At 65.6% G+C, this 12201-nt stretch carries 11 protein-coding genes; 3 read left to right on the top strand and 8 right to left on the bottom strand.

All coding sequences use genetic code 11. The features are described 5' to 3' along the window. Positions 1 to 310 precede the first annotated feature (310 nt). The 3 genes from YU9_RS0101230 to YU9_RS0101220 all read right to left on the bottom strand — a co-directional run bounded on the left by YU9_RS0101230 (position 311) and on the right by YU9_RS0101220 (position 3410). Positions 311 to 1261 (bottom strand): oxygenase MpaB family protein, encoded by a 951-nt coding sequence (locus tag YU9_RS0101230; RefSeq protein ID WP_027571126.1) that lies wholly within the window; start codon positions 1259 to 1261, stop codon positions 311 to 313. Positions 1262 to 1352: 91 nt separating this feature from the next. Beyond that, positions 1353 to 2501 carry a patatin-like phospholipase family protein gene (locus tag YU9_RS0101225; RefSeq protein ID WP_027571125.1) on the bottom strand — a complete coding sequence of 383 codons (1149 nt, stop codon included), beginning with the start codon at positions 2499 to 2501 and terminating at the stop codon, positions 1353 to 1355. Positions 2502 to 2585: 84 nt separating this feature from the next. Next, entirely contained in the window at positions 2586 to 3410 is an 825-nt protein-coding gene (locus YU9_RS0101220) for a 3-hydroxybutyrate dehydrogenase (protein ID WP_027571124.1), read from the bottom strand. A 188-nt stretch (positions 3411 to 3598) separates the two neighbouring features. On the opposite strand from YU9_RS0101220, the gene YU9_RS0101215 reads away from it, so the two are divergent. Beyond that, on the top strand, positions 3599 to 4486 hold the full coding sequence (locus YU9_RS0101215; protein ID WP_027571123.1) for a LysR family transcriptional regulator: 888 nt from the start codon (positions 3599 to 3601) through the stop codon (positions 4484 to 4486). Between the two features lie 164 nt (positions 4487 to 4650). Here YU9_RS0101215 and YU9_RS0101210 read toward each other — a convergent pair whose 3' ends face one another. Further along, on the bottom strand, positions 4651 to 5367 hold the full coding sequence (locus YU9_RS0101210) for a peroxiredoxin-like family protein (RefSeq protein WP_027571122.1): 717 nt from the start codon (positions 5365 to 5367) through the stop codon (positions 4651 to 4653). An 83-nt stretch (positions 5368 to 5450) separates the two neighbouring features. Further along, complete coding sequence (locus YU9_RS0101205; protein WP_027571121.1) at positions 5451 to 5735, bottom strand: hypothetical protein; 285 nt, start codon at positions 5733 to 5735, stop codon at positions 5451 to 5453. 235 nt (positions 5736 to 5970) lie between these two features. On the opposite strand from YU9_RS0101205, the gene YU9_RS0101200 reads away from it, so the two are divergent. Together YU9_RS0101200 and YU9_RS0101195 are read left to right on the top strand one after the other, a co-directional pair. After that, complete coding sequence (locus tag YU9_RS0101200; protein ID WP_027571120.1) at positions 5971 to 6450, top strand: cupin domain-containing protein; 480 nt, start codon at positions 5971 to 5973, stop codon at positions 6448 to 6450. Positions 6451 to 6749: 299 nt separating this feature from the next. Then, entirely contained in the window at positions 6750 to 7952 is a 1203-nt protein-coding gene (locus tag YU9_RS0101195) for an MFS transporter (RefSeq protein WP_027571119.1), read from the top strand. Positions 7953 to 8097: 145 nt separating this feature from the next. Here YU9_RS0101195 and YU9_RS0101190 read toward each other — a convergent pair whose 3' ends face one another. The 3 genes from YU9_RS0101190 to YU9_RS0101180 are packed head-to-tail and all read right to left on the bottom strand — an operon-like array spanning position 8098 to position 12164. After that, positions 8098 to 9384, bottom strand: a complete 1287-nt coding sequence (locus YU9_RS0101190) for an MFS transporter (protein WP_027571118.1) — start codon at positions 9382 to 9384, stop codon at positions 8098 to 8100. A 23-nt stretch (positions 9385 to 9407) separates the two neighbouring features. Continuing rightward, a complete protein-coding gene (locus YU9_RS0101185; RefSeq protein WP_027571117.1) occupies positions 9408 to 9941 on the bottom strand; it encodes a PRC-barrel domain-containing protein in 534 nt (177 codons plus the stop codon). A gap of 18 nt (positions 9942 to 9959) precedes the next feature. Beyond that, on the bottom strand, positions 9960 to 12164 hold the full coding sequence (locus tag YU9_RS0101180) for an amylo-alpha-1,6-glucosidase (protein ID WP_027571116.1): 2205 nt from the start codon (positions 12162 to 12164) through the stop codon (positions 9960 to 9962). Positions 12165 to 12201 lie beyond the last annotated feature (37 nt).

Genomic DNA, 12201 nt, shown 5'->3' with positions numbered 1-12201 from the left:
TTCCGCATACTCCGTCATTGCGAGCGCAGCGAAGCAATCCAGAATCTTTCCGCCGCGGCAGTCTGGATTGCTTCGTCGCAAGGGCTCCTCGCAATGACGACGCGGAAAAAGTTGCGCGCCTCAATCCGCTCTCGTGCCCCGGACGCAGCGCAGCGTCTCTTCGACGGTGCTCTGCTGAGCCGGGGCCCACGTTGCATGGGAGCCCGTGGCATCTGGGTCCCGGCTCTGCGCTGCAACGCCACAAGCGCGTTCACGCGCGTCTTCAACGCGCTATGCGTTGCAGCTTGTCCGGGACACGAGATCTTAGCCTTCACCCCTTCCCGCGCACGTCCATCTGCGGTCGGCCGATCCAGGCGCGGTTGAGACACCGTGTCATCCAATCAGGCTGCGGCTCGCCCCGCAGCCGGGCCTGCGCTTCCTGGTAGGGACCGACATAGCGCAGCCGATCAGGCAGTTTCGGATAGACGCGCCTGATCCATCGCAGCGCATTGTCGGCGGATTGGGTCTCGCGCTCGTCGAGCTCAAAACCAAAGCCGGCGCGCAAGCGCTCGGGCAGCATCCTCGCGGTGAGCGCGCGATACCATTGCGGTGGTCGCAACCACGGACGGGCGCCGCTGAAGATCTGCGCGGCGATCTTGCGCGCCGCAGGGCTGACGGTCAGCGTCTCCGACTGCGCCATTGCCGTGGTGTAGGCGACGAAGCCGGACCAGTCCGCCGGCAAATCATCCCCCGTCAATCCGAACAGGGTGCCATACAGCCTGGCCTCGCTCCAATAGCGATCGCGCTCCTCCGCCGAGAGTGGCGGCAGCACCAGATCATGCGCCATCAGCGCGGTCTCGACCAGCGTCGCATGGACCCAGCGCAGCGAGGGGATGTCGTTGGCGCAGTAGCGCGAGCCGGCTGCGAACGGACCCACGGTCTCGGGCATCTCGCCGACGATCATGCTGTGACGCCGATGCAGCTGCCGGGACGACAGCAGCGCCCGGTCCAGCGAGCCGAACACCATGGTAAAGACGATGTCGAAGGTGCGATGGAAGCGGCCGATCGGATCGGCAAGGGTGCGCGAATGCTCGGCGATCGCCGTCGCCACCCATGGATGGGCCAGCTGCAGCAGCAGCGCACGGCCGGCGCCGAGAAAGATCACGGCCTCCCGGTCGATCCGCCAGGTCAGTGAGGCCGGACCGAACACGCCCGCGACGGGTCCCGCCGCGTGCGCACGCAGCGTATCGAGCGACTCCTCCAGATCCTTCTCACCGACCAATTGCAAGCCTCCCGACGAAGACACGGCGACCATACTCCGGACCGCGCGCCTGCGAAATCGTCGTCGTGCAAAGCAATGACGAACGAGGCCCTCATTCCGCCGCCATCGGCATCTCGTCCATATGCTCGTGCAGCACCACGCCGGCGAGCGGATCGAATTCGCCGATCCACGGTCTTCGCGCGAGCACGGACCTCGTGTGGCCATAGCCTGCATCCCAACGCTGCATGATGCCTGAGGGGCTGAAATCGATGTCCTTGGTATGGGTCTCGCGGTCAAGCTGCGGCGCCAGCAGGCGCACCACATGCATGCGGGTCGGGCAACCGTAGCTCGTCAGCTCGCGCACGGCGGGGTCACTACGCTCGCTCTCAGGCAACCGCGCCGCGAGCTGGTTGATGACATGGCGCAGGCGATGAGCCTGCTGCTGGCGGGCGATCTGGCTCGCGATCCGGCTGGAGTATTGCACGTCCTTGTGCCGGTTCAGCACCTCCGCCATCGTCGTCGGTTCGGCACCGACGGGATTCCACAGATGCACGGCGAAGATCAGCGAGTCCTTGCGCGGGTTGTCGTCAAACACCGCCTCGGTCGGCGTGTTGGACAGGATGCCGCCATCCCAATAGAGCTCGCCGTCGATGCGCACCGCCGGAAACGCCGGCGGCAACGCGCCCGAGGCCATCACATGCTTCACGGTCAGCTCGCCGTCGCGGCTGTCGAAGTAGCGCATCTGGCTACTGCGGACATGCGCCGCGCCGACCGTCAACCGCGGCGAGCAACGATTGACCAGGTTGAAATCGACGAGCTCGCGCAGTGTCTTTTCAAGGGGCGCGGTCGAATAGAATCCGGCGTGATCGGCGCCCAACGGAAATGAATCCCCGGCATGCGCCAGCGGATTGGGACGAAAGAAGCCCGGAATGCCATTGGTGACGGTCGACCAATAGGCCAGCTTTTCGTTGAAGCCGGGAAACGCGGTGCGCAGATTCCACACTGGATTTTGCTCCATCCGTTTCCAGAATTCCTTCAGGCGCGCGAGCCGCTGACGAGGCTCGTTGCCAGCGATCAAGCTTGCATTGATGGCGCCGATCGACGTGCCGATGATCCAGTCCGGCTCGATGCCGGCCTCGTGCAGCGCCTGGTAGACCCCGGCCTGGTAGGAGCCGAGCGCACCGCCGCCCTGGAGCACGAGCACGATCTGGCCGGGCAGATCCGTAACCTTGCCCTGCATGTTGTCCTGCATACCGTCCATGTCTCGCTCCTCGTGAGCTTGCACCGATCGAATATTCGCGTCGACGGCAGCTTGTTACGCCGGCCCGAACTAACCTGTCTCATGTCAATGCGCGGTCCAGCCGCCGTCGACCGGAAGCGCGATGCCGGTGATCGACGCAGCCGCGTCCGTCGACAGGAAGACCGCGAGCGCGCCAAGCTCCTCGACGGTGGCAAAGCGCTTGTTGGGTTGCTGCGCCAGAAGAACGTCGCGGATGACCTGATCGCGCGAGATGCCGTGCGCCTTGGCCTGTCCCTCGATCTGGGCCTCGACCAGCGGGGTATAAACGTAGCCCGGGCAGACCGCATTGCAGGTGATGTCCTCTTCCGCGGTCTCCAGCGCCGTCACCTTCGTGAGACCGACGATGCCGTGCTTGGCGGCGACATAGGCCGCCTTGAACGGCGAGCCGACCAGGCCGTGCGCCGAGGCAATGTTGATGATCCTGCCAAAGCCGTTCAGCCGCATCGCCGGCAGCGCGAGCCGCGTGGTGTGGAAAGCCGAGGATAGGTTGATCGCGAGGATCTGGTCCCACTTCTCGACTGGAAACTGATCGAGCGGCGCGACGTGCTGGACGCCGGCATTGTTGACGAGAATATCCAGCCGGCCCGACTGGGCGATGGTCGCCGCGATCATCTCGGCGATCGATTTGGGCTTCGTCATATCGGCCGGCGAGTAGCTGGCCTTGATGCCGAACTCGGCGGCGATCTGCTCGCGCGTCCGGCCGATCTCGCTGGCGACGCCAAGCCCGTTCAGCACGATGTCGGCGCCGGCCGCAGCCAGAGCGCGTGCAATACCGAGGCCGATGCCGCTGGTCGAGCCCGTGACAAGCGCCACCTTGCCGGCCAGCGCGCGTGCAGGCTGAGCTGTCTGCGATTTCAGCGGGATGTTCATGTAGGATCTCCGTCGCGATAGCCGGGCTTTGGGACCGAGCCGGGCCTTCGCTGGAGCCTGAAGGATCGCCGGTCCAAACGGAAATACCGGCTGGCTTCCGATTCCATAGGCGCGCGCTATTGCGGCCGGGATGTCATTTCCCCTCCCGATCGGCTAGATTTCCGGTCGATCCTGCTGGGAGCCGATCCATGGAAATGCATCAGGTCCGCTATTTCCTCGCGGTGGCGCAGCTTTTGAATTTCACGCGCGCCGCCGAGGAATGCAACGTGACGCAGCCGTCGCTGACGCGCGCGATCAAGCAGCTCGAGGCCGAGCTCGGCGGTGACCTGTTCCGCCGCGAACGGCCGGCCGCGCAATTGACCGAGCTCGGTCAGCGCATGCATCCGCTTCTGAAGCAGTGCTATGACGCCGCAGCAGGCGCGCGCTCGCTCGCCTCCTCGTTCAAGAGCGGAGAGATCGGTGCGCTCCGCATTGCGCTGACGCATTCGATCGACCTCGCCTTGCTGATTCCGCATCTCAACGAGATCAAACGGCAGTTCAACCGGCTCGAGTTCCGCTTCCTGCGCGGCTCGAGCCGGGAGGTCGGCGACTTCCTGAAGAAGGGCGAAGCCGAGCTTGGCATCGCTGCGGAGATCGACGAGGCCTGGGACCGCCTCGACGTCTGGCCGCTGTTCACCGAAAGCTTCGAGCTCGTCGTCGGCGACGGGCACCGCCTGGCCGGCCGCAGCTCGATCGAACTGGACGATTTGCGATCGGAGCAGCTGCTGAGCCGGACCTTCTGCGAGCACGCGCGCCGCATCTCCGCGAGCCTGCGCGAGCACGGCGTCGACATCGAACAGGGTCATGAGGTCTCGAGCGAGCGCGATTTGATCGAGCTGGTCGAAGCCGACATGGGCGTCGCCATGGTGCCGCACACCTCGCCAGTGCCGGAGAGCCTGAAACGCGCCGCCGTCACTGGGCTCGACGCACGCCGCACAGTCAGCCTTTACGGCGTCGCCGGCCGGCAGCGAACAGCCGTCGCCAATGCTGTGATGCGGATGCTGCGCGGCGCGGACTGGCGGGAGATCGCGGGGTAGCAGACACAGCTGTCCCTTCTCCCCTTGTGGGAGAAGGTGGCGCAGATGAGGGGTATCTATCCGCACGGCAAGCTTGGAGGCTGCCCCTCACCCAAGCGAGTTCGCGTCTGCCAGCGTCGCTGCCCTCTCCCACAAGGGGCGAGGGCACGTCAACGTGCACGTGCTCAGTTCTCCCGGCTCGCGCTCTCCAGCGCTTCGATCAGATCGTCGATCTCCATGCGTTTGCGAAAGTCTGGATCGACGAAGCGGGCTTTCACGATGCCGTCGCGGCCGACCACGAACACGGCCGGGATCGGCAGCATCCAGCCGTCATTGCCGTGGAACTTCGCCATGTCCTGATAGGACAGCAGCTGCTGGATCTCAGCGCCGAGCCAGATCGCGAGATTGAGCGACAGCGCATAGCCATTGTCGAGATCGGTCAGGATCGGAAATGGCGCGCCGGATTCGGCCTTGAGGTGCTCGGTATATTCCTGCGTCTCCGGCATGATCGCGACGACCTGCGCCCCCATGGCTTTGATGCGGTCCAGCGCCTGGACCACGGCGCGGACATTGAGCCGGCAATAGGGACACCAATGGCCGCGGAAGAACATCACCGCGACGGGCCCCCGCTCCAGCAGCGCGGGCAGCGTCACGAGGCGCCCGCCCTCGTCAGGCAACATGAACGGCGGCATCGCATCGCCCGGACGCGGCGCGGTCTCGCCGCCGCCGTTGCCGCTCAAGCGAGTCACCAGGCGATCGACCGCCTCGCCGTAGGCGGGAAAGACCTCGCGACTGGCATCGGCATAGGCGCGGAGCTGTTCGTTCAGCGTCCCGTCCATGTCGCGGCAGCGCTGGAAGGCGAGCCTGAGCTGTTCGGCGTCGGCTGGTGAGAGAGACGTCATCTTCCTGCTCCGGCATTCCTAGGGCGAATACTAGTTTCCCGGTTTGGCCGCCCGCAAGGGCCGGCCGCGATGCCCGGATCGGTTCAGTTCACGTAGAAGTTGCCGGTCGGATCCAACCGCCCCGAGGTTGAGTACAGCGTGCCCTTGTCCATGAAGAAGACGGTGTTCTCAGGCACCTTCTTTGCGTTCTTCATCATGGCCTCGTGGTTCTTCTCGGCCGGGGCCATTGCCATCGCCGACATCTTGCCGGGCCCGCCATAGACATAGGCCATGCCGGCCTTCAAATCCCAGGCCGCTTCCGAGAAGGCCGACGTGGCGATCACCGCGAAGGCGGCGGTAAAAATCAAGGTTTTGGACAGTTTCGTCATAGGGTGCTCCTCCGGATCGACGTGAACGCCCGCCAATCGGGCGCGCTGCCATCGGACGCCAGATGCTGCGAAGGCGGAAATGCCGATGCCCAATCGGTTCGATAGCCGCCGCCTATCGGCATAGCGCCGGGCTATCGCATCGAAAGCAAGCCGGCATTTTAGGATGGACGCGATTTCGATGAAGCTCCCGTCATAGCCGGACCAGCGGGGTTGCGGCCAACACAGGAGACTTTCCATGTCTAGGCATCACACCGTGTCGCGCGTGGTTTGGGCAGGCGTTGCCGTTCTCGGAGCGCTGACATTTGCGACGCCGGTGCTCGCCGGCGAATGCCCGGCCGGCAAGATCAAGCCGAACGCGCAGCAGATGGTCGACTACAAGCCGGTCGGTGTCACCGACGTCACGCTCGGCGCGATCGATCTCGGCAAGCAGCCCGCACATATCGAGGGGCGCGAGCTGCGCTTCCGGAAGCTGACCATCGAGCCCGGCGGCATCGTGCCCTGGCACAGCCATGACGACCGCCCTGCCCTGATCTTCGTGCAGCAGGGCGAGATCGTCGAATACGCTTCCAACTGCGTCGATCCGATCGTGCACAAGGCCGGCGACATCCGTCCCGAAGTCTACGGCACCTCGCATTGGTGGAAGAACCTCGGCAAGGAGACCGTCGTTCTCTATGTCGGCGACGTCCGCAAGGATCCGAACGACCACCACATGTAACGAGCCTTTGGTGTCCCGTCATTCCGCAGAGCGATAGCATTTGATGTCGAGTTCCCTGCGGTCATCCTTCGAGACGCCCGCTTTAGGCGGGCTCCTCAGGATGAGGACGGAGTGCGCGGCAGCAGCCGCAGCGAGCACCGATGTCGCTTAGCCTCATCCTGAGGAGACCGCGAAGCGGTCGTCTCGAAGGACGAGGCGCGCGGTCAGGCTGGACAAGGTGCCATATCCGATAGCCCTGCGTCATCCGGGGTCGCGAAGCGACCCCGGAGTGACAACAGACATTGAGGAGACGCGATTCCATGACCGATCTTTCCGCTCCCATCAAACCGGCCGCAATAGCGATGGATCCCCACTCGCCCGGCCTCGCGCTTCGCTCGCTCGTGATCGGCCTCACCGCCTTCCTGACCGTCGTCGATCTCTTCGCGACGCAAGCGATCCTGCCTTCGCTGACGCGGCACTACGGCGTCACCCCCGCAGCGATGGGCTTTGCCGTCAATGCCAGCACCTTCGGCATGGCGGTCGCCGGTCTCGTCGTCGGCTTCTTCAGCCCGCATATCGACCGGCGGACCGGTATCCTGCTCAGCCTGGCACTTCTTGCGGTCCCCACCAGCCTGCTGGCGTCCGCACCCAATCTTGCCGTCTTCACCACCTTGCGGATCACGCAGGGCCTGTGCATGGCGTCCGCCTTCGCGCTCACCCTCGCTTATCTCGGCGAGCAATGCAGCGCCACGGACGCCGGCAGTGCGTTTGCCGCCTACATCACCGGCAATGTCGCCAGCAACCTCATCGGCCGGCTGATCTCGGCGGCGGTCGCGGATGGCCTCGGCCTCAACTGGAACTTCTATTTCTTCGCAGCGCTCAATCTGGCCGGCGCGGTGCTGGTCTATTTCACAATCCAGCGCGTGCGGCCGATGCATGCGATGATGCCGGCGGCTTCGCCCCTTTCCGCCACCTTCGCGCATTGGCGCAATCCGCACCTGCGCGCCGCTTTCGGCATCGGTTTCTGCATCCTGTTCGCCTTCATCGGCACCTTCACCTTTGTCAACTTCGTGCTGGTGCGGCCGCCGCTGTCGCTGGGCATGATGGATCTGGGCCTCGTTTATTTCGTCTTCCTGCCGTCGGTCGTCACGACGCTTCTGGCCGGCAGAGTGACGACGCGGCTGGGAACGCGGCCCACGATCTGGAGCGCGCTCGCTGTCGCCGGACTGGGCCTGCCGCTGATGCTGATGCCACATCTCGGCGAGGTGCTCGCCGGCATGGTGCTGGTCGGCGTTGGCACATTCTTCGCGCAAGCCGCCGTGACGGGCTTCGTCGGACAGGCGGCAACCGACAACCGCGGCATCGCCAGCGGGACCTATCTTGCATGCTACTTCTGCGGCGGACTGGTCGGTACGGCCGTGCTCGGGCGGCTGTTCGATGAGTACGGTTGGCATGCGTGCGTGGCCGGTATCGGCGCGGCGCTCGCCGCTGCGGCTCTGCTCACGCTCGCCTTGAAGCGCTAACGCCTGGGCTGTACCGCCTCGGCCGGCGTGACGCCAATCGTGCTCCGCAACCGCGCGCTTGCACAATCTGGATGCCTGATCGGTTTCGTCCCCGTGACTTCTGGCCGGCCGAATCCGTTTCCGCCGGCCCTTTCTTTGGCATGGTTCAGACCGTGCGCCGTGTCTCCGGCATCACAAAGAAAATGAGCAAGAGCCCCGCCGCGGCAACGCCCGACAGCCCGATGAACGCCGTGGCATTGCCGAATTTGTCGCTGACATAGCCGCCAAGCACCGTGCTCAACGAAGCGCCGATGCCCGTTGCGGTGCCGACGATCCCCTGCGCCAAGTTGAAATGCCCCGAGCCAAAGGCGACGTCGGCGACGATCAGCGGGATCATCACCGCGAATACCGCCGCGGTAATGCCGTCAAACACTTGCACGAGCACCAGGAGATACGGATCGCGCACCGTCGCAAACAAGAGGCCGCGAATCGCCAGCGCGCCGAATCCGATCAGCAGCAGGGGCCGCCGGCCCCAGAGCTGCGCCTTGCGCCCGACCGTCGGCGACAGCAGCGCCACGATCGCTTGCGGAACGACGATGCAAAAGGCGACGAGCACCGTCGCCCACTGGGCGGACCGCGCCGTCACGGCGCTTGCCATCAGCGGCATCATCGCGGCGTTCGCGAGCTGCAACAGGAGCACGCTGAGCGCGAAGATGATGAGCGGACGCTGCCGGATCAGGTGCCAGACATTGGTGTCGCCGCGGTCGGCGGCCTCGGGCGGCATCTCACCGTGACAGCGCCTGATGTCGACCTCATTCTCGCGGATGCGCGACAGCGCGATCAGGGTCGGGATCGCGAGCAGGAAGGTGACCAGGAAGACCGAGCGACTCGACAGGAGATAGCCCGCGGTGCCCATCACCGCCGCCGCGACGCCGTTGCCGAGCGAAGCGAAGCGCGCGTTGCGGCCGAGCCGCTCGCCGATCGCGAGCGGGCCGACGAGGCCGAGGCTGATCGCGGCGATCGCGGGCCCGAGCACGCAGCTTGCCATCGCATGCAGCGTGGCGGCGGTCACCACGACGGGGAAGATCGGCATCGCGGCATAGGCCAGCGCGCAGGCGCCGATGGTCGTAATCGCGAGGGCGGCGACGAGACGCTCCGATTTCGCGGCATCGATGATCGCGCCGCCGGGCATCTGGCCAATCAGGGCGATGATGCCGCCGATCGACAGCACGAGGCCGATCTCGACCTGGGTCCATTTCTGCGTCGTCAGATAGACCGCGATGAAGGGACCGAATCCGGTCTGCACGTCGGCGAGGAAGAAGATGAACCAGTCGAGGCCGCGCAGGCTCTGGCGCGACGGCGCCGGAATGCCTGCAGGCGATGGCGCAGCGACTTTGTCCTGCTCGACGCGGCCGCCGCGATCTGCATGGTTCGGCTTCCTCGACAACAGCACGGGCGGTCAGCCCTCCCTGCACCTCACTGGATCGCTTGCAGCGGCTGAAGGCTGCCGGACGCGCCGAGCACGACGATCGGCGTATCTTCCTTGTATTCCGGCGCGGCCGCGACCTGCGCCTTGGTCAATTCCAACGTGATGCTGTCCTTTTTGTTGGCGATCTTGCCGAAGCGCAGCGCGTTCCAGTCCACCACGATCTTGCGGCTGCCGACGCCGAGGAAGCCACCGAAATCAATCGCCGCGGCGCGGACATGACCGGTACGATCGACGATGACGTCGACGATACGGCCCATGTCCTCGCCGGCGGCGCTGCGGACGTCGCGGCCGAGCACGCCATGGGCCTCGCTCGCGCCGATGATGGTCACCGAGGGCGGCGGCGCGGCGTCCTTGGGAGTGACGGGCACAGTGGAAGCCGGCGGTTGCACCGTTGCCGGTGCGTTTGCTTCACTCGGGGGTGTAGGTGGCGCCGCGGGCGGCTCCTCCGCCGCGCGCGATACGGCGACCGTCAACCCCGCGACGATCGCCACGCTCGGGACCAACCATCCGGTGGTACGCATGAACTCCTCCTCGCACCGCTAGCGCGCCAGCACGATCGAAACCTGGATCTGGCCGCGTGTACGCATCACCTCCAGTGCCACGTCGTCGCCGTGGCGGCTGACGCGAAGATCCACGCTGGACTCGCGCAGGCGCAGATCGCGCAGGATCACCTCGTTGAGGAACGCCGGCAGATGCGGATTGCGCAGGCGAATCTCGCCGCGCGCCACGTCGAACTCGAGGCCGAGCGCCGCCTCCAGTAGCGTGAACGGCGTCGCGCTGGCCCAGGCCTGCGGCGCGCAGGCGACCGGATAGAGCGTCGGGCCGCGCCGCTTCTCGCGCCGGAAGCCGCAGAACAATTCGGGCAGCCGGCGCAGATCCATATAGGTCGCAGCATCGAACAGCCCCTTGAAGACATGCGCCACCGAATGCTTGAGGCCGTAGCGCGCGAGCCCGAGCGCGATCAGCGCATTGTCGTGCGGCCAGACCGACCCGTCATGATAGGACATCGGATTGTAGCGCACCTCGCCTTGCGCGACGGTGCGGATGCCCCAGCCCGAGAAGAAATGCGGCCGCATCAGATCGGCAGCGACGAGGCGCGCGCGGTCCTCGTGGATCATGCCGCTGAACAGGACCTGCCCGGCGTTCGAGGTCCTGACCTTGCAGGGCTGCTTCTTGCCGTCGAGCGCCAGCGCATAGGTGCCGAGTTCCTCGCACCAGAACGCCTTCTCGAAACGCTCGGCGAGCGCCCTGGCTTCGCTCTCGAGCTCGCGCACGCGGTCCGGCTTGCCGAGCCGCAGCGCGCAACGCGCGGCGAGCTGCTTGGCGGCAAAGACGTAGCCCTGGACTTCCGCGAGCGCGATATTGCCCTCTGCAAGCTGGCCGTCGGCATGGAAGATCGCGTCGTAGGAATCCTTCCAGCCCTGGTTGGCGAGCCCCTTCTCGGTCGCACGCTGGTATTCGACGAAGCCGTCCTGGTCGGGATCGCCGGGACCGTCGATCCAGGCCAGACCCGCCTCGATCGCCGGCCACAGCTCGATCAACGTGGCCTCGTCGCCGGTGCGCTCAAAATAGCTCCCTGCGAGCAGCACGAACAGCGCGGTCGAATCGACGCTGCCGTAATAGTGCGCGAACGGCACCTCCCCGAGCGCGGCCATCTCGCCGCCGCGCATCTCATGTAGGATCTTGCCGGGCGCGGCGTCCGCGAACGGATCGATCGCTGTGGCCTGGAAATGCGCGAGCCGGCGCAAGACGCCCTTGGCGATGCGCGGATCGACCCAGAGCATCTGAAGCGCGGTGATGAGGCCGTCGCGCCCGAACGTCGTCGAGTACCAGGGAATGCCTGCATAGGGGTACCGCCCCTGCGGGGTCTCGGTCATCAGCATGTTGAGGTCGGCCATGGCCTGGCACAGCACCTCGTTGAAGATGTTGTTGGAGGTCTCGATGCTGGCCGCGCCCATGGTCGACTGCCGCATCTCGCGGCGGTGCGCCAGCAGACCCGGGAAGAACCGTACCGGCTTTTCCGTCGCCGGCCGGTTGCAGGATACGGCCACGAACAGCGATTTGGCTTGGTGCGGCTCCAGGTCGAGCTCCCAGGTCGCGGCGTTGACCGAGAGTCGCGTCGGACGCGGATCGAAATGCAGTCCGGTAGTCCGCTCGGCGTCGTCCAGGCCGCGATAGTCGAACAGGACGTCGGTCGGCCCGAGCAGCCGGCTGGTTCCGACGCCGCGGCGCGGTCGCCGCTCGCCGCGGACCTCGAACAGATCGGCGAAGTCATTGCCGAACAGCAGCGTCAGGTCGAAGCTGGTGCGCTGGTCGCCATGGTTCTGCACGCCGATGCGCTGATAGGCCGTGCCGCGCCACAGGAAGATCGTTCGCACGATATGCAGCAGGTCCTTCTGCAGAACCAGGCTGCCCTGCCGGTAGATGTCCGGATTGGTGAGGTCGACGGTCAACGCCGAATTGTCGTCGCGCAGGTTCGAGCCGAGCAGCAGTGGCTGGAGATCATCCAGCACGAGCTCGAGCCGCGCGAGGTAGCGCGTATCGTGATGGAACAGGCCATCCGGCCCACCGGCGGACGCGCCGATGTCGCCATGGCTGTCGAGCACGATGAAAGTGTCGTCGTGCTTCAGTGAACGCCGCGGACGCGCCGACGGCCCGGTCATCGGGATGTAGAAAGATTGTTCCGCGACCTGCTCCGAGGTCCGCGTCACGGAGGCGAATTGGGTTACGGCTTCGGCCGACATGAGCTGATCCCCTGCGCTTGTTTCGAAACGCAACCGA

It is taken from the genome of Bradyrhizobium sp. WSM1743 (assembly GCF_000473065.1).
Lineage (GTDB): Bacteria > Pseudomonadota > Alphaproteobacteria > Rhizobiales > Xanthobacteraceae > Bradyrhizobium.
The sequence above is the reverse complement of the archived record's forward strand: the minus strand, read 5'-3'. Positions and strand labels throughout refer to the sequence as shown.

Bases quoted from the DNA above. Each gene is read 5' to 3' on its own strand.
- YU9_RS0101205 (WP_027571121.1), bottom strand. From the start codon at position 5,735: ATGACGAAACTGTCCAAAACCTTGATTTTTACCGCCGCCTTCGCGGTG.
- YU9_RS0101210 (WP_027571122.1), bottom strand. From the start codon at position 5,367: ATGACGTCTCTCTCACCAGCCGACGCCGAACAGCTCAGGCTCGCCTTC.
- YU9_RS0101200 (WP_027571120.1), top strand. From the start codon at position 5,971: ATGTCTAGGCATCACACCGTGTCGCGCGTGGTTTGGGCAGGCGTTGCC.
- YU9_RS0101185 (WP_027571117.1), bottom strand. From the start codon at position 9,941: ATGCGTACCACCGGATGGTTGGTCCCGAGCGTGGCGATCGTCGCGGGG.
- YU9_RS0101220 (WP_027571124.1), bottom strand. From the start codon at position 3,410: ATGAACATCCCGCTGAAATCGCAGACAGCTCAGCCTGCACGCGCGCTG.
- YU9_RS0101195 (WP_027571119.1), top strand. From the start codon at position 6,750: ATGACCGATCTTTCCGCTCCCATCAAACCGGCCGCAATAGCGATGGAT.
- YU9_RS0101180 (WP_027571116.1), bottom strand. From the start codon at position 12,164: ATGTCGGCCGAAGCCGTAACCCAATTCGCCTCCGTGACGCGGACCTCG.
- YU9_RS0101215 (WP_027571123.1), top strand. From the start codon at position 3,599: ATGGAAATGCATCAGGTCCGCTATTTCCTCGCGGTGGCGCAGCTTTTG.
- YU9_RS0101225 (WP_027571125.1), bottom strand. From the start codon at position 2,501: ATGGACGGTATGCAGGACAACATGCAGGGCAAGGTTACGGATCTGCCC.